The 17,660-nt window shown below is 73.1% G+C and carries 11 protein-coding genes; 9 read left to right on the top strand and 2 right to left on the bottom strand.

What is annotated here, in order from left to right; genetic code table 11:
* Positions 1 to 3 precede the first annotated feature (3 nt).
* Positions 4 to 3,375, bottom strand: a complete 3,372-nt coding sequence (locus tag WFH32_RS13660; RefSeq protein ID WP_336707867.1) for a hypothetical protein — start codon at positions 3,373 to 3,375, stop codon at positions 4 to 6.
* A gap of 106 nt (positions 3,376 to 3,481) precedes the next feature.
* Between WFH32_RS13660 and WFH32_RS13655 the strand changes: the two genes are divergently transcribed.
* From WFH32_RS13655 to WFH32_RS13625, 7 genes are all read left to right on the top strand, one after another.
* Positions 3,482 to 4,606 (top strand): glycosyltransferase family 4 protein, encoded by a 1,125-nt coding sequence (locus WFH32_RS13655; protein WP_191795088.1) that lies wholly within the window; start codon positions 3,482 to 3,484, stop codon positions 4,604 to 4,606.
* Positions 4,607 to 4,725: 119 nt separating this feature from the next.
* Positions 4,726 to 5,934, top strand: a complete 1,209-nt coding sequence (locus tag WFH32_RS13650; protein ID WP_191795086.1) for an ABC transporter ATP-binding protein — start codon at positions 4,726 to 4,728, stop codon at positions 5,932 to 5,934.
* Between the two features lie 2 nt (positions 5,935 to 5,936).
* Positions 5,937 to 6,755 carry an ABC transporter permease gene (locus WFH32_RS13645; protein WP_056764177.1) on the top strand — a complete coding sequence of 273 codons (819 nt, stop codon included), beginning with the start codon at positions 5,937 to 5,939 and terminating at the stop codon, positions 6,753 to 6,755.
* A gap of 20 nt (positions 6,756 to 6,775) precedes the next feature.
* On the top strand, positions 6,776 to 7,972 hold the full coding sequence (locus WFH32_RS13640) for a glycosyltransferase family 4 protein (protein ID WP_336707865.1): 1,197 nt from the start codon (positions 6,776 to 6,778) through the stop codon (positions 7,970 to 7,972).
* Positions 7,969 to 9,129, top strand: coding sequence for a GNAT family N-acetyltransferase (locus WFH32_RS13635; protein WP_336707864.1), 1,161 nt, complete (start codon positions 7,969 to 7,971; stop codon positions 9,127 to 9,129). The genes WFH32_RS13640 and WFH32_RS13635 overlap by 4 nt, the downstream gene beginning before the upstream one ends.
* Positions 9,130 to 9,158: 29 nt before the next feature.
* Positions 9,159 to 9,347 carry a hypothetical protein gene (locus WFH32_RS13630; RefSeq protein ID WP_191795080.1) on the top strand — a complete coding sequence of 63 codons (189 nt, stop codon included), beginning with the start codon at positions 9,159 to 9,161 and terminating at the stop codon, positions 9,345 to 9,347.
* Between the two features lie 127 nt (positions 9,348 to 9,474).
* Positions 9,475 to 10,707 carry a GNAT family N-acetyltransferase gene (locus WFH32_RS13625; protein WP_336707863.1) on the top strand — a complete coding sequence of 411 codons (1,233 nt, stop codon included), beginning with the start codon at positions 9,475 to 9,477 and terminating at the stop codon, positions 10,705 to 10,707.
* On the opposite strand, the gene WFH32_RS13620 is transcribed toward WFH32_RS13625, so the two are convergent.
* A complete protein-coding gene (locus tag WFH32_RS13620; RefSeq protein ID WP_336707862.1) occupies positions 10,679 to 15,091 on the bottom strand; it encodes a LamG-like jellyroll fold domain-containing protein in 4,413 nt (1,470 codons plus the stop codon). The genes WFH32_RS13625 and WFH32_RS13620 overlap by 29 nt on opposite strands.
* Before the next feature lie 208 nt (positions 15,092 to 15,299).
* Here WFH32_RS13620 and WFH32_RS13615 point away from each other — a divergent pair, with 208 nt between their 5' ends.
* Positions 15,300 to 16,658, top strand: coding sequence for a hypothetical protein (locus WFH32_RS13615; RefSeq protein WP_191795075.1), 1,359 nt, complete (start codon positions 15,300 to 15,302; stop codon positions 16,656 to 16,658).
* Between the two features lie 197 nt (positions 16,659 to 16,855).
* Positions 16,856 to 17,593, top strand: coding sequence for a hypothetical protein (locus WFH32_RS13610; protein ID WP_191795074.1), 738 nt, complete (start codon positions 16,856 to 16,858; stop codon positions 17,591 to 17,593).
* Positions 17,594 to 17,660: the final 67 nt, after the last annotated feature.

The raw sequence follows: 17,660 nt of genomic DNA, 5'->3' as shown, positions 1-17,660 counted from the left end.
GGGTCAGGCTCCGGGGCCCCAGGCCTGGAGCGCGCTCACGGTCGCGACGTAGGCGCTCTCGGTGGTGAGCGGCAGGAACGACGGGTGCAGCCCGCCCACGACGCCCGAGTAGTTCGCCGCGAGCACGGGCACTCCCCGCTCGGTCGTCATGGGCACCGAGACGCGCACCGCGGTGACCTCGACCGGGTCGATCTCGAACACGGCGACCCGGTCCGCGAACTGGTCCTTCTGCTGGGCGACGTCCTGCCAGGTGCCGTCGGGCAGCTGGACCGAGACCGTGTAGTCCCGCAGACCCATGCTGCAGCACCGGATCCCGGCCGTCGCGACACCGATGCGGTCGATCGTCTGCGGCCCGTCGGTCGTCACGGTCACCGACGGGTTCTCGTCGACGACGCCGTCCGCGAGGCGACCGGAGCGCCACGGGTCACGCACGTCGAACGTCCCGGACGTCACGACCTGGGCGTCGGCCTCCTCGTGGGTCGAGGTGGCCGTGACGGGCCGCCCGGCCAGGAGGTCGGGGCCGAACGGCCGGGTGGCCTCGACCGCGAGCGCCTGACCCGGCGCACCCACCAGGAAGACGGGCGCTCCCGTGACCGGGAGGTCGGCACCGTCCGCGCCGACCTCGACGCTCGTCTCGGCCCCGTACTGGTCGACCATCCGCAGCGTGCCCGGTCCGCCGTCGGCCGTGACGCGCAGCGTGGTCGACAGGTCGTCGCCCCAGACCGCGAGCAGCTGCTCGCCCGCCGGTCCCACGGCCGAGGCCGCGAACGTGCCGGGCGCGCCCGTCTCGACGAAAGTGGGCGCCCCATAAGGGGCGAGCAGGGCCGAGGTCGCGGCGAACGCCGCCCCGGACGGCTTGACGTAGCTGCCGTACTGGACGAGCGACCACGAGTTGCCCGACTCCCCGAAGCCACCCTCGGAGAAGAAGTACGTCCACTCGTCGATCCCCTCGGACCCGTACCAGAGCAGCTTGCGCGCGACGTCCGAGCCGCCCGCCCAGAAGTTCGCGACGCCGTCGGACCACCAGCCGGACTCGGTGTCCCAGACGGGCAGGTCCCCGCACGGGGCGAGGGCCTCGCGCAGCGCGTCCAGGTCGTCGCCCGGCTGCGAGAACCCCTGCTCCTCCCACGAGCGGTTGAGGCCCGTGTAGGGGTGGATCCCGACGACGTCCATCGAGGCGCACCCGCCGGCCTCGACGAGCGCGGCCCACCAGTCGGGCACGATGCCCAGGGTGTTCCCGCCGACGATCCGGACGCCCGGGAACGCCGCGCGCGCCCCGGCCGCGAAGGGCGCACCGATCTGCTCCTCGTACTGCGCGCCGTCGTCGAAGCCCGTGTTGTTGGGCTCGTTCCACGGCTGCCAGGCCACGATCCCCGGCGCCTCCTGAGCGATCGCCGCGACGATCTCGCGTGACCAGCCCTCCCAGGTGCCCGCGTCGACAGCGGCCCGCTCGGCCTCGCCGCCGGACCCGAGCTGCAGCGTCAGCGTGACGCCGGTGGCCTCCGCGAGCGCCGCAGCGGCCTTGAGCTCGGCGAACGGGTCGGGCTCGGCCCCTTCCTCGGGCTCGGGCATGCCGGCGCTCGGGAGCGAGTCCCAGACCAACCCTTCGGCGCTCGGGGTGCCGGTCGGGTCGGCGACGATCGCCCCGAAGTCGAGCTGCCAGCGGAAGCTGCCCACGCTGAGCTGGTCGGCGAGCTGCACCCCGCGCAGGACGGAGGCCCCGCCCCAGTCGGCGCCGTCGGCCAGGCCGGCGAGGTCGAGCGGGGCGCCGGGGGCCCCGACCGTGTAGCGCAGGCACGTCCCCGAGACCGGGTCACCGCTCTCGCGGTCGACCAGCGCCGCGTCGACCTCGTAGACCCCGGGCCGCGTGGCGGGCAGCGTCACGGGCACGTCCCCGCCGTCGGCAGGGAGGTCGACGACCTGCTCGTCACCCACGACCGGGTCGAACACCCGCGGGTCTCCGCGCACCTGGAAGCGCAGCTCGTACCGGTCGGCCCAGCGTCCCCACGAGTCGTCGAGGCTCAGGCGGACCGCGGGCTCCTCGCCCGGCGGGAAGTAGTTGTAGACCTCGTCCGTCACGAGCCCGGCCCCCGCGCCCATGACCGAGAGGAACCCGTCGTTGATCGCGTTGTACTTCACGGGTGCGCCGAGCTGGTAGGCCATGCGGTCGGTCGTGACGGCGGTGAGCGCGACGGCCCCCTCGCTCGTCGTCAGCGCGTAGTACGTGCCGTCGTCGAGCACGAGGGGCGACCCGTCGAGGAGCGTGAAGTCCGCGTCGAGGTCGGCGCGCGCGTCGGGCCACACGCCGCGGCGGACGCCGTCCGCGCCCACGTGCTCGAACCCGAGACCGTCCTCGATCACCACGAGCCCGTCGCCGTCGGGGGCCGGCGCGACGCCGACCACGGAGTCGAACCAGTGCTGCGACGGCTTGGCGAACGCCCACCTGCCGTTCGCGGTCGCACCGAGGTGCAGCTCCTCGGCACCGTCCTGGTCGAGGACCGTCAGGTCGTCGGTGGCCCCCGCGTCCGACTTCCCCGACGACTCGAGCACCAGCCCGCCGTCCGGGAGCTGTCCCAGCACCTGGCCCGGGAAGTCGTCCCGCGTGCCGACGATCTTCCCGTCGGTCCCCACGAGGTGCAGGGTGCGCTCGGTCTCGTGCACCCCGATCACGGGCCGCCCGTCGAGGTCGTCCCACATCGCCATGCCGTACAGGTCGAGGACCCCGCCCTCGGTCTGGTCGCCCTCGGGCAGGTGCGTCGTCCAGGACCGGGTGCCGTCGGGCTCGAAGCGGACCAGGTCACGGCGCTGCATGAGCGTGTCGAGGAAGTAGATCCCGCCGTCGGCGTCGACCTCGAACTGCTCGGGGCTGAACGCCTCGTTGCCCTCGTCGAGCTGCAGCTCGAAGTCCGTCGTGCCCTTCGCCTCGCCCGTCGTCACGTCGTAGCGGGTCACGCGGTAGGCGTTCGACCTGTCCCACTCCAGGACGTAGGCGAGCCCGTCACGGACCCGCATCGAGAGCACCGTGCCGTCCGTCAGGGTCGCGACGTCGTCGACGACGTCCCGGCGACCGCCCAGGTCGGCCGGGTCGACGCCGTCGTGCGTGATCTTGTCGACCACGGGGAACCCGCACACCGGGGCCGCCCCAGGCTCGCTCGCACTGACGACCGTGGGCATGGGCGCCCCGGACGCCCCGGGGTCCGCGGCCGCTCCGTCACCGACCGCGCGGACGACCAGCGCCGCCGCCGTGACGACCACGACCGTCCCCGCGACGCCGACCACCCAGGCCCGGCGTCGTCGGTACCAGGGGGTGGGGTCGATCTGTGCTGGCGGGTCGGTCACGTCGGTGCTCCCGTCGGGCCCGGAAGGGTGGGCCAAGGGTCGATCGTACGTCCGGCACCCCCGTCGGGCGGGGCGATCCCCCGCGGATTTCACCCCCACCGCGGAACCGTCCGGGCAGGGGGCCATCCCCTACGCTGACCGCATGGACACGGACCCGCCCGACGCCGCCCGTGCCCGGGGCTCGGTCCTGTGGCTCAGCAACGAGACCCCCGACCGCGACGGTCAGGGCGGCCAACGACGCCAGTACTTCCAGATCCGTGCCCTGGTCCGCGCGGGCTGGTCGGTCCACGTCATGACGCTCGCCGGGGACCAGGACGACACGACCCTGCGGGAGATCGCGACCGTCGAGCGCTTCGCGCCGTTCCTCCACAAGCGCCTCCCCCACCCGACCCGCTACTTCCTCGCGCGCCGTCGCGCGCGCTCGGGTCGGTACGACCAGGTGATCGTGGCCCACCTCGAGTCCTGGGCGCTGCTGCGCGGAGCAGGGCGCAGGCTCGGCGTCCCCGTCCTGGTCGACGTCCACAACGTCATGAGCCCCTGGCTGTCCCGGTACGGCAGGACCCGTGAGGCCGCCACGTTCCGCCAGATCGAGGACCGCGTCCTGCGCGACGCGTCGGCCGTGTCCGTCTGCTCGCCCGCCGAGCTCGACCGCCTGCCGGACGGCGGGACCGCGCAGCGGATCGTCGCCCCGCACGGGATCGACGAGTCCGAGTGGCCGCGGCCCCCTGCCGCCGCGCCGCCGCCCGTCGTCGGCATGTTCGGCAACTGGTCCTGGACCCCGAACACCGCCGGGATCGCGTGGTTCGCCAAGGACGTGTGGCCCCGCGTGCGCGAGGCCGTGCCCGACGCCGAGTGGCACGTCGCGGGGAACGGCACCCCCGCGCGGTTCGCCGAGATCGAGGGCTTCCGCGCGCTCGGGCGCGTCCCCGCGCTGTCCGACCTCACGGCGGTCTCGCGCGTGGTCGGGGTCCCCGTGCGCGCGGGGGTCGGCGCCCCCGTCAAGTTCGGCGAGGCCCTCGCGACCGGGCGCCCCGTGATCGCCACGACCGACGGTGCGAGCGCGCACCCGGGCTCCCCCGCGCGCGTCACGAACGACACCGACGAGTGGGTCGCCTGGCTCGTCGAACGGCTGGGGCCCGACCCGGCGCTCGCCGACGACGAGGGACGACGAACCTACCGCTGGGCGATGGACGAGCTGCCGTGGGAACGCACGACCGCACCGATCGTCGCGTGGCTGTCGGAGAATTCCACCCGCTCCAGGCCCTGATACGGCGCGCGCCCGCTGATAGTGTGCCCGTGTCGCAGACGGCCCGGTTCTCACCGGTCGAGACGCCTCCGACCACCACTCGATCCGCATCGCGCGGACACCATGCCGAAGGGGACACCGTGGCGGATCCCGCTGTTGCCGTGAAGGGCCTGGGCAAGTCCTACCGCATCGCGAAGAGCGGCTTCCGGCCGACGACCGCTGCCGAGGCAGTGATCAACCGGGTCAAGCACCCGCTGCACAAGCCCGAGTTCGAGGACTTCGAGGCGCTCAAGGACGTCGACTTCGAGGTCCCGTGGGGCGAGGCGCTGGGCATCATCGGGCGCAACGGTGCGGGCAAGAGCACGCTCCTCAAGCTCCTGACCCGGATCACCGCACCGTCGGCGGGCCGCATCGAGCTGGGCGGGCGGGTCGGCAGCCTGCTCGAGGTCGGCACCGGCTTCCACCCCGAGCTCACAGGTCGGGAGAACGTCTACCTCAACGGCACGCTCCTGGGCATGCGGCGCAAGGAGATCCAGCGTCGCTTCGACGAGATCGTGGACTTCTCGGGCGTCGAGAAGTTCCTCGAGACCCCGGTCAAGCGCTACTCGTCGGGCATGTACGTGCGCCTCGCGTTCGCCGTGGCGGCGCACCTCGAGACCGAGATCCTCGCGATCGACGAGGTCCTCGCGGTCGGCGACGCCGAGTTCCAGGCCAAGTCGCTCGCCAAGATGCGCGACGTCGCGCGCGACGGTCGCACGGTGCTGTACGTGAGCCACCAGGCGCAGACCGTCTCCGCGTTGTGCACCCGGGCGATCTACCTCGACCAGGGCAAGCTCACCTACGCGGGCAACGTCGAGGACGCGCTCGCGGAGTACCGCAACAGCTTCACGAGCTTCCACGTCGCCCAGCAGGACGCGTCCCGGCGCGCCGGCACCGGCGAGCTCCGCTTCACCGAGGCGACCATCGCCGAGGAGACCATGGAGCCCACCGAGGACAAGGTCATCGAGTTCGCGGTGGGCGCCAACCCGGACCTGGTCGGCAGCTACTTCGTCTCGTGCCACGTCAACGACATGAACGGGAACATCGTCGTCCAGTGCGACTCCCGCCTCGTCGGCCTGTGGCTCGACCCGAGCGTCCCCCAGCGCGGCGCGCTGACCATCAAGGACCTGTGGCTCAAGCCGGGCAAGTACACGTACGACCTGTACGTCTGCAAGACCGGCATCCTCGACGCCTGGGAGGGCGCGGGAGCCTTCGAGATCCTGCCCAACCCGCCGTACCCCGAGGTCACGTCCGACGAGGCGCTGACCCACGGCATGGTCCTGGCCGACTTCCAGTACGAGAGGTGGTGACGATGAGCAAGACCGTGATCACCCCGCCCGGGCGGTGGGACCTGCCGTCGGTCAAGGAGCTGTGGGAGGCCCGCGAGGTCCTGATCAGCTTCGGTCGGCGCGACGTCCTGCTGCGCTACCGGCAGACCGTGATCGGTGTCGCCTGGGTCATCCTGCAGCCGCTCGCCGCGGCCGGGATCTTCGCGATCGTGTTCGGTCAGGTCGCGGACCTGCCGAGCAACGGCGTCCCCTACTTCATCTTCGCCTTCGCGGGCCAGCTCGCGTGGAACGTGTTCAGCGGCGTTGCGAGCCGCTCGTCGTCGTCGCTCGTGGCGAACCAGTCGCTCGTGTCGAAGGTCTTCTTCCCGCGCATGCTCGTGCCGCTCTCGACGATCCTCGCGGTCCTCGTCGACTACGCCGTCGCGTTCGGGCTGTTCGTGATCCTGCTGTTCGTCTACGGGATCAACCCCGGGTGGCCCATCCTGCTCCTGCCGTTCTGGACGCTGCTGGCCGTGCTGCTGGGCGCTGCGATCGGGGTCGCGAGCTCGGCCGTCATGGTCAAGTACCGCGACGTCGGGTACGCCCTGCCCTGGGTCGTCCAGATCCTCATGTACGCGACCCCCGTCGCCTACTCGTTGGAGGCCGTCCCGGCGAACCTGCTGTGGATCTTCAACATCAACCCGCTCACGTGGCTGCTCGAGGGCTTCCGCTGGTCGCTGCTCGGGCAGGCGGCCCCCGAGGCGTGGCAGGTCGTCGCCCTGGTCGTGGTGTCGGGGCTCGCCTTCACGGGTGGCGCACTGATCTTCCAGAAGCTCGAGCGTGGCTTCGCCGACGTGATCTGACCCGGTCAGGAGGGGTCCCGATGAAGTGGTCCGACCAGACGCCGCCCGAGCGCGGGCACGTCCACGTCCTGACCCCCGGCGACCACTACTCCCCGCGGACCGGGAGCGCGGTGCCGACGGTCGTCGACGGCCTGGTGCGGGGGGCGTCCCCGAGCTCCGCGCCGTCGTCGGTCGTCGTGGCGCGCGGCACCTACCCCGACCGCTACGACGGCGCGCACGTCGTCGAGTACCCGCAGGCCTCGGCGCGAGGTTGGGAGCGCTACACCGACGCGGCCGCCTCACGCATGGGGCTGCCCCGTCACGGCGCCCGGCGCGCGTTCGCGGCGACCGTCCGCGACCAGGCCGCCTGGCCGCCGTCGTACGTGTTCGCGCACAACGCCCCCCAGCTCGTCCCGCTCGTCGACGCCGACCGGCACCTGCCCGTGCTGTACGCGCACAACCAGCTCCTGCGCACCTACGGCCACCGCGAGCTGGCCCGCACGCTCGGGCCGGTCCACCGCATCGTGTGCGTGAGCGCGTTCCTGGCCGACGAGACGACGGCACTGCTCCCGCCCGGTCTCCGGGACCGCGTGGTCGTGGTCCACAACGGGGTCGACGCGCCGACCGGCGACGCGCCCTCGGCGGGCCGTTCGGAGCGCGGCGGCGCCCTGCACGTGGTGTTCGTCGGTCGCGCCATCCCGGACAAGGGGGTGGACGTCGTCGTGGACGCGGTCCGGCGCCTCGCGCGCGCCGACGTGCGGCTCACCGTGGTCGGTGCGGCGGGCTTCGACGCCGCAGACCCCCTGACGCCCTACGAGCGCGACCTGCGCCGACGCTCCGCGGGGACGACCGTGCCGACGACCTTCACGGGTTTCCTCCCCCGCGGCGAGGTGCGTGAGGTCCTGCGCACCGCCGACGTCGTCGTGGTCCCCTCGCGCTGGGCCGAGCCCTTCGCCCTGACGGCGCTCGAGGGCATGGCCGCGGGCGCTGCCGTCGTCGCCTCCGACATCGGTGGGATCCCCGAGGCCGTCGGCACCGCCGGGATCCTCGTGCCCCCCGGCGACGTCGCCGCCCTCGCCGAGACCCTCGCCGCGCTCGCCGACGACGAGTCCCTGCTCGTCCGCGCCCAGGAGGCCGGGCGCGCGCACGCGGCCGAGATGGACTGGTCCCACGCCCGCGCCCGGCTCGACCAGGTCCTCGGTGGCGCCCGGGCCCACAGCCCCGGGGGGCCGGCGTGAACCCGGCCGGCGCCGTGCGCGCCAGGACGCTGCGCCTGGGCGAGGTGACGCCCGTCGAGGCAGAGCGCTGGGCCGACCTCGTGGACCGCGCGCTCGAACCCAACCCGTTCCTGTCCCCCGCCTACCTGCTCTCGGCATCCCGGTGGCTCGCACGGACCACCGGCATCGTGCTGCTCGTCGTCGAGCGCGACGACCGGATGATCGCGCTCCTGCCCCTCAGCCGTGACGAGCGGTTCCACGGCACACCGCTGCGGTACGCGACGACCGCGGGCGCCTTCCTCAAGGACGACGCACCGCTGTGCGCACCCCTCGTCGACACGGAGCACGCGGCGACCGCGCTCGACCACCTGCTCGGCTACCTCGCAGACCGGCGCAACGGCTTCCCACCCCTCGTCGAGCTCACCCTGCTGCCCGGCGACGGCGCGTTGAGCGACGCCCTCCATGACGCGTGCCACCGCGCCGGCGTCCCGATGCTCGAACGATCGCGCTTCGAGCGGGCGTTCCTGGACCGTGCGAGCGACGCGCCCGCCCCCCGGGACGCCCTGAGCCGCTCCAAGCGCAAGCAGGTCGAGCGGCTGACCCGCCGCCTCGAGGAGTCGGCCGGACGGCCGCTCCTCATGGAGGACCGCGGGGCGGACCCGCGAGCCTTCGAGGACTTCGTCGCCCTCGAGGCCTCGGGCTGGAAGGGCGACGTCGACCAGGACGGCGGTGCGCTCGACGTGACCCCGGGAGCCGTCGAGTGGTTCACCGACGTGACCGACGGCCTGCGCGACCGCAAGAACCTCCACCTGCTCACGCTCGTCGCGGGCGACGACGTGGTGTACATGTCGATGCTCCTGGGCGCCGGCGGGACGCTGTACTCCCTCATGGACACGTACGACGAACGCTTCGCGAGGTTCAGCCCCGGCGTGATCGGGCGTGTCATGGAGCAGGAGTTCGTCCTGGGGAGCACGACCGCGGACCGGTTCGACCCGTGCCTGCACCCCAAGAACGTCGGCCCGAGCGGCCTCTACCGGGACCGCCGGACGCTTGTCGGGGTCGTGCTCGCGACGCGCGGTCTCCTTCCGCGCCTCCTCGTGCGCTCGGTGCCGACCCTGCGCCGACTGCGCGACCGCGTCGTGGGCACGCCGGGCGAGACTGCCGAGGACGCGTCATGATCGGGACGACACCCGGTGGGGGGCGAGCGATGGCATGGAACGACCGCGGCATCCTCGCCGCGACGCTCGGGCACACGGGCAGGGCGTGGACCGACGCGTCCTCCGACCCCGCACCGGCCGCCCCCGTGTACCTCCACCGCACGACCTACCGTGGCCCTGAGCTCGGCCTCCTGCACCCCGGTGAGGGCCCTCCGTCGGGCCTCCCGACGGTTCGCTGACACCTCCTCTCCTCCCCCTCCGGGTCGATCGAGGATCTTCTCTCGCCCCCGCCGCTCCCCCGTGCAGCCCGCAAGGGCTCGCTCCGCCGTGCGGCACGTCGTGCCGCCTCCCCTCGAACGGGAACCCATGCCTTCGAACGACTCGCCCCGCCTGTCCGTCCGCCTCGTCGCGGTCTCCACCCTCGGTCCCGAGGACGTCTCCCGCTGGAGGGACCTCGCCGATCACGCCGCCGAGCCCAACGTGTTCTACGGGCCCGACTTCCTGGTCCCGACCGCCGCGCACTTCGACCCGGACCGCACCCTGCGCCTGGTGGTCGTCGAGTCGGGCGGCTCGTGGCTCGCGCTCATGCCCTACGAGATGGTCCCGGCGAACCGCCGCTGGCCGCACCGGCACGCGTCCAACGACGGGCCGATCCTCAACCAGTTCACCTCGCTCGGCGTCCCGCTCCTGCGAGCGGACGACCCCCGGCGCGCCGCGACCGGCCTCGTGCGGGCGTTCCGGCGGTTCTCGCACGAGCTCGGCGGGAGCATCGAGATGGCGTTCGTCTCGGGCGACGGCCCGGGCGGTGCCGCGCTCCAGCGGGCCTTCGCGGACGAGGGCTCGACGCTCCACGTCTGGGGCGGCGACGAACGCGCCGCGGTGCGCTTCGCCGAGGTCGAGGCCCCGGGGAGCTTCGGCTACCTCCCGAGGTCGCGCGCCAAGGCCGTCCGCCGTCGGGCCCGCCGCCTCACGGAGGCCGCGGGCGTCCCGGCCGAGCTCGACACGCTGACGCTCGAGGTCGTCGAGGACCCGGCCGAGTTCCTCCGGTTCGAGCTCGAGACCTGGAAGGCCGACCCCGACCGCAACGGGGTCGGCTTCTCCCGGCTGCGCGAGGGACCCGAGTGGTTCGTGGACGTCTTCCGGGCGCACGCCGCTGCGGGGCGCGCGACGCTCCTTGCCCTGCGGCCTGCGGGCGAGACCCTCTACATGGCCGCGTTCCTGCGGTCCGGAGGCACCCTGTTCGCCTGGTACGACGAGTACGCCGAGAAGTGGGCGCAGCACGCGCCCGGGGTGCTCGGCCGCCTGCTGACCGTCAAGCGGTTCGCCGCCCAGGGCGACCTCGACCTGCTCGACTCGTGCATGCACCCGTCGCTGTACCCCGACCAGAACGAGCTCTACCCCTCGCGGCTGCGCACGGTGTCCTTCACGGCCGCCCTCGGCCGCTGGCCGGGTCAGCTGCTGCTCCGGGAGATCGTGGCCCTGGGCCACGGCCGACGGGTGCTCGCGAGCCGGGTCCGCGCGGCCCGGGACGAGCGTCGCTCCAGGGCCGAGCGTCCCCCGACCCGGGACGTCAGGCAGGCGGCGGAGTCTGCGTCCTGAGCGTGGCGACCTCGGCAGCGCTCAGCGCCCGGTCGTAGAGCCGCACGCCGTCGACGGCCCCCTTGAGCGGGAGCGTGCCGCCGGGCTGCCCGCCCAGGAGGAGCGGGAGCGTGTTGACCCCGACCGACGCGGGGCCCGCGACGTTCCCCTGCTCGACACCGTCGACGTACAGGCGCATCCGCTGCCCGTCGTAAGTGCCCACGAGGTGCACCCACGTGGTGCCGTCGGACGGGTAGGTCGACGTGGCGTTGACGCGGAAGGTGTCGCCCGACGTCGCCTGGTTGAGCCGCAGGAACGCCTTGCCCGCGCTCGACAGGCCGAGCTCGAACCCGTCGGTCGCGCTCGGTGCGGCCTTCTTGACGACGTACTGCGTCGCGACCTGCTCGGACCGCACCCAGGCGGCGACCGTCAGCGCGGTCGAGACGTCGAGGGCGTTCGCGTCAGGGATCGTGACCTTGCCCGTCGCGCCGTCGAACCGCACGGCGGACCGGCCACCGGCCGTGACCCACGTCGTCCCGCCCGAGAGTGCCCCCGCGTTGCCCCAGCCCGACGAGTCGGCCGCCGCGAGGCCGGTGCCCTCGTCGAGGTCCCACGCGCCGCGGAGGCCGCCCGCGGGTGCGACCTGGACGGACGCCGTCGCGACGTTCGACCAGAGCCCGTTCGCGCCCACGCGGAAGGTGAAGCTCGTCGACCCGACGAAGCCCGCGGCGGGCGTGTAGGTGAACGCGCCCGTGGCAGGGTTCGTCACCGTCACCGTGCCCGACGACGGAGCGGCCACCACCTCGAACGTCAACGTCCCCCCGCTCGGTGAGCTGCCCGCGAGCGTGCCCGTGACGGGCGTCCCGCTCACGGTCGATGCGACCACGTCCTGCGCGACGGGCGGGGCGGCCGGCGGCTGGACGGCCTGGACGAGCTCGGCGACCTGGGCCGCGGTGAGCGCCCGGTCGTACAGCCGGGCCTGGTCGACCGCGCCCTGGAAGGGGTACAGGCCGTCGGGCTGCGCGCCGATCGTCAGCGGGAGCGTGTTGACGCCCACCGACGCAGGACCGGCGACGTTCCCCTGCTCGACGCCGTCGACGTAGATCCGCAGGCGCTGCCCGTCGTACGTCCCCGCGAGGTGCACCCAGGTCGTCCCGTTCGTCGGGAGCACCGAGGTGGCGTTGACCCGGAACGTGTCACCGGACGTCTTCTGGTTGACCCGCAGGAACGGCTTCCCGGCGCTCGAGATGCCCAGCTCGTAACCGTCGGCAGACCCCGACACCCCCTTCTTCACCACGTACTGCGTCGCGTGGCGCTCGGGGCGCACCCACGCCGACACCGTCAGCGCCGACGACACGTCCAACCCGTCCGCGTCCGGCACGGACACCGTGCCCGTCGACCCGTCGAGGCGCACGGCCTTGCCGTCGACCCCGGTCACCCACGTGATGCCGCCTGACAGGGTTCCGTTCTGACCCCAGCCCGACGAGTCGGCGGTCGTGGTCCCGGTCCCCTCGTCGAGGCCCCACAGGCCGCGGATCCCCGCGACCGAGGTCACGCGCACGGTCTGCGTCGCGACGTTCGACCACGTCGTCCCGGCCTTGACCCGGAACGTGAAGCTCGTCGTCCCGACGAAGCCTGCGGCGGGCGAGTAGGTGAACGCCCCTGTGGCGGGGTTCGTCACGGCCACCGTGCCCGACGACGGAGCGGCGACCACCTCGAACGTCAGCGCGCCACCGCTCGGCGAGCTGCCCGCGAGCGTGCCCGTGACCGCGGTGCCGGTCGTCGTGGTGGAGGCCCCGTCGGTCGCGACCGGGGTCATGGGCACGGGGCCGCTGCCCTGGACGAGCTCGGCGACCTGGGCCGCGGTGAGCGCCCGGTCGGACAGGCGCACCGAGTCGACCGCACCCTGGAAGGGGTACAGGCCGTCAGGCTGCGCGCCGATCGTCAGCGGCAGCGTGTTCACGCCCACCGACGAGGGGCCGGCGATCGACCCCTGCTCGACGCCGTCGACGTAGATGCGCAGGCGCTGCCCGTCATAGGTTCCCGCGAGGTGCACCCACGTGGTCCCGTTCGTCGGGAGCACCGACGTCGCATTGACCCGGAACGTGTCACCGGACGTCTTCTGGTTGACCCGCAGGAACGGCTTCCCGGCGCTCGAGATGCCCAGCTCGTAACCGTCGGCAGACCCCGACACCGCCTTCTTCACCACGTACTGCGTCGCCGACCGCTCCGGACGCACCCACGCCGACACCGTCAGCGCCGACGACACGTCCAACCCGTCCGCGTCCGGCACGGACACCTTGCCCGTCGACCCGTCGAGACGCACGGCCTTGCCCGCCTTGCCCGTGACCCAGCTCGTCCCCCCGGTCAGCGTGCCCTGGAACCCCCAGCCCGAGGAGTCCGCCGTGAGCACGCCCGCGCCCTCGTCGAGCTCCCACGTGCCCCGGGCCCCGGCCACCGCGGTGACTCGCACGCTCTGGGTCGCGACGTTCGACCACGTCGCCCCAGCCTTGACCCGGAACGTGAAGCTCGTCGCCCCCACGAAGCCCTCGGCGGGCGTGTAGGTGAACGCCCCCGTGGCGGGGTTCGTCACCGTCACCGTGCCCGACGACGGAGCGGCCACCACCTCGAACGTCAGCGCACCGCCCACGGGAGACGACCCCTTGAGGGTCCCGGTCGCGGCGACCCCGACGGACGTCGCGGTGAGACCAGCCGTCGCGACGGGCCCGCGCGGGTCGATCCACGGCAGCCGGGCCGTGCCCGCGGTCGAGCTCGACGCCGCCATGACGAGCGTCGCGCCCTGCACGTTCTGCTTGGCGCCCGTGACGTTGTTGTACGTCCCGTCGAGCACCGTCCTGGCGCTCTGGGAGAAGCTGATCGACGCGAGCGGCGTCACCTTCTCGATGATGTCGTCGAGGACCTCGCTGTGCGTGTAGACGACGCGCAGGAGGCCCGTGACCTCGTCGATCTCGACGATCGGGCGCGTGCCCAGCCGGTCGACCTCGTAGATCGGGTCCCACGTGCCGTTCGGGCGGCGGACGAGGAGTCCGATCACCGTGGCCCCCTGGGAGTCGTACGACGTCTTGACCGCGGCGTAGAGGGTGCCGTCGGACGCGACCGCGACGTTCATGTGGTCGTCGGCCATGCCGTCGCCGAGGTTCAGCGCCGAGGACTGCGCGGGCTTCTCGTCGGCCGTCCACGTCGCGGGAGCGGCACCGTCGACGTGCGTGCGGAAGCCGAATCGCTCGGTGCTCTGGTTGGACCAGAGCACTCCGATCTTCCCGCCCGGCAGCGCCGTGACCATGCCGATGTCGTCGTCGAGGACACCCGAGGCCACCGTGACGGGGGCCGAGAACGACGTGTACGGGGAGTCGGCGTAGCGCGCCTGGATGCTCGTGCTCGTGTCGGAGACCAGCCACAGCCGGCCCGTCGTGTCGACGTCGATCGTGCCCGTCTCGCTGCCCGGCAGCGAGACCGCGGTCGCGGTCTGGCGCTGGGACCACGGCTGGTAGGAGTTCGAGGAGGCGACGTACTCGACCGAGACGAGCGCCGTCGTCGGGCCGTGGAGCAGGACGTGCGCGACGTCCCCCACGACCTTGACGTCCGCGCGCACGTCGGTGCGGTCCGAGATCCGCACGACGTTCGTCCAGGTCCCAGCGGTCTGGTCGTAGCGCCAGACCCACGTCCCCGCGGGGGTCGTGCTCGTCGACGCGAGTGCGGCCCACCACGTGTCGTGCGCGAACCACAGCTTGGACTGCGGCTTCTCCCCCGTGTTGCCGCTCAGCGGGACCGCCGTCGTCGTGAGGGCGGTCTCGGCCAGGGCGCTCGGCCCGCTCGGCGCCGCGTCGAGCGACGGGGCCGGCTCCTGCCAGGCCAGCGTCACGAGGCCCGGCTCGCCGGCCTTGGTGCCGACCTCGACGAGGTACTCCTCGCCCTCGACCGCGTCGAACGTCACCCGGGAGGTCGAGACGTCGCCGTCGTCGTCGTTGGTCGCGACCACGGTCCGGGGTGCCGAGGCCCGGCGCACCGCGACCGTCGTGTCGAGCTCGCTGCCGCTCGTCGAGAAGCTGATGGGGCCCGACGCCGGAGCAGTCCATCGCCACCAGAGCGACTTCGCCACGGTCGACGGCGTCTCGGGGCCGGCGCCGTCGGCCGAGAAGTTGGGCGCGACGTCCTGCCCGACCGTGCCGCCGATGGCGCGGCCCTCCGACCGGCTGTCGCCCTGGACCGCGGTGACCGGGACGGGCGTGGGCGCCGACGCGGACGCAGGCCCCACGTCCCCGGTGACGACCGAACCGGCCGTGGCGAGGACGAGCCCGGCGACCACGAGGGGCGCCACGACGCGCGCGATCCTGCGGCGGGCGGTCGTCGGTCGACGGGGCGGGCCGTCGGGGCGTGCCGTCATGATCGATCCTGTCCGGAGTCACTGGTGGTGGATCCGTACGCGGCGAGCGACGGCTCGCGACGTACCCCCGAAGCGGCCACCACGTCCCATCGAACCATCGGCGCGGAATCCTGCGGAAGGTCGACCGCCAAAGTTCACCCGGGCGAGAGCCCCCTCCCAGCGCGTCGCAGCCCGGCGCCACGCACGAGGTGTGCGTTACTGTCGCGCCATGAACCGTCCCGGCAGCGACCTCGACCCTGCGCGGACCGAGCCCCCTGCCCGGACGCCCGTCTCCTCGTACGACCCCGCGGACCTGACCTACCGGTGGTCACCCGAGGTCGGCGCGTTCGCCCACCAGTACGACCGCGACCTCCAGCTCCTGGTCGTGTGGTCCGGGGGCCGGGCGCACGAGACCGAGATCCTCGAGCGCGTCGCGGCCGACTTCACGATCCTCGCGCAGGTCGAGGTCCGGTGGAGCGCCGAGAAGATGGTCAACGACTTCGAGCGGCTCTACGGGCAGACCCTGTGGGGCACGTCCCCCAAGCACGAGGAGGTGGGCGCCGGCCCGTTCCTCCTGCTGATCCTGGAGGACCACGCCCCGGCCTACTCCTACCGGCAGAACGTCACGGGCTACGTCGAGCTCACCAACGTCAACGTCGCGCGCGTCAAGGCCGCGGCCCGCGCGCTCACGGGTGGGTACCGCATCCACTCGAGCAACAACATCCGCGAGTTCTTCCGCGACGCGACGCTCGTCCTGGGTCCCGAGCGCCTGCGCGAGATCATCGCGCAGGAGGGGCCGGCCGAGGGCGCGTCCGTGCTCGCGGAGGACATCGTGGGCAGCCGCGGGTGGGACAGCCTCGACCAGGTGTTCCGCACCCTGCGCTGGACCTCCCGGTACGTCGTGCTGCGCAACTTCGACGACCTCCCCGGCTCCCTCGAGGACGACCACGAGATCGACGTGCTGTGCGACGACCAGACGGACCTCGCGGCCGTCCTCAACGCCACCGAGGTGTACCCGGGGCCCGAGGGCGCACAGTTCCGGACCCTGGTCGGGGGCGAGGAGGTCTTCTTCGACACCCGGTACGTGGGCGACGGCTACCTCGACACCGAGTGGCAGCGCGAGATCCTCGCGCGCCGCGAGTGGCGGGACGGCCAGGTCGCGGTGCCCCGGCACGACGACCACCTCTTCTCGTTGCTCTACCACGCCAAGGTGCAGAAACCGGCCGTCAAGCCCGCCTACGTCGGGCGGCTCACGCAGCTCGCTCTCGACGTCGGGCTGCCGGAGCAGGTCGCCCGCACCCTGACGCAGGACGAGGTCGCGGCCTCCCAGCTCGACGGGTACCTCGCGGGACACGGGTTCACGGTGCCGCTGCCCGTCGATCCCGCGGTGCACCGCAACGCCGAGTTCCTCGCGCTCTTCCGGCTCACGCCGATGGCCGACCCGCCCCTCAAGGTCGCGACGGCCGAGCTGTGGCAGTCCGCGAAGCGCAGCCCGGTGGCACGGGCCCTGGGCAGGTCCCGCGTGGTGCGGGGCGCGTACCACCGGCTGCGTTCCGCCGTCCACGCGCTCAAGGACCGCCGGGCCTGACGAGGCGTCGCACGCGCCCGCGGTCGGCCTCGCGCACGCCCGCGGCGCGGACCGTCGACACCGACGCCACGCTCGCCCGTGCCGATTTCGCCCGCTCCCGCGGCGTCCTGCCATGGACCCGCCGCAGCGCTCACCGCTACCGTGGCCGGATCGATCGTGGGGGTCCGCGACCGCACACCACCAGTCGAGGAGTCGTCATGAGCATGCCTGCCGTCCAGGCGGAGGGGCCGCCCCGCTCGCTGGTCCGCAGGGTCGTGGACCGGGCGCGGATGGTCTACATCTTCGGCAGCCCCGTCGGCGCGACCTTCGTCAAGGCCACCGACCGCTCGGTGACCGTCTACACCACGACCGGCGGGCGACCCACCGTCTCGAAGTACTTCGCCCGCACCCGGGTCGGCAAGGACGCGTTCCTCGCCGAGAAGGCCACGGGTGACCTCTTCGGCGACCGGCCGTGGCGCATGCCCGTGGTCCGGTGGCACCGCCGCGGGTTCACGGTCCCGCGCCTGCCGGACGAGTCCCGGCTCGACGTCGCCGGGCAGCAGCTCTCGCGGGAGGACCGCGTGGACATGGGGGCGTGGACCCTGGAGGTCCTGCTCGAGATCTACCTCACGGGCAACCTGCACGGCGACCTGCAGCCGCACAACATCTGGATGCTCGACGGCAGGCCCGTCGTGACCGACTTCGAGACCTTCGGGCCGCGGACCCCGGGCATCCCGTTCCTCGACTCGGGGGACATCACGGGCAACGACCCGCGCCCGCGCGACCGGAGCCTCGACCCGGCGTTCGACCCCGAGGACGACTGGTCCTTCCACCACATGCTCGGAGTGAGCCTGCAGGACGCGGTCGACGCCCTCCGGCCCCGGCTCGTGGCCGCGAGCGCCGAGGACCCCGCGGCCCTCGCGAGGCTCGAGGCGCTCGACGGTGTCCGCACCTAGGCGGGACGTGCACGCGCCCGCCCCGTCTCACCCGTAGCATCTGCACCACCCGCCCGGCCGGTCCGGC

The sequence above is a fragment of the Oerskovia sp. USHLN155 genome (assembly GCF_037145535.1).
In the GTDB taxonomy this organism is placed as follows: domain Bacteria; phylum Actinomycetota; class Actinomycetes; order Actinomycetales; family Cellulomonadaceae; genus Oerskovia; species Oerskovia rustica.
The sequence above is the reverse complement of the archived record's forward strand: the minus strand, read 5'-3'. Positions and strand labels throughout refer to the sequence as shown.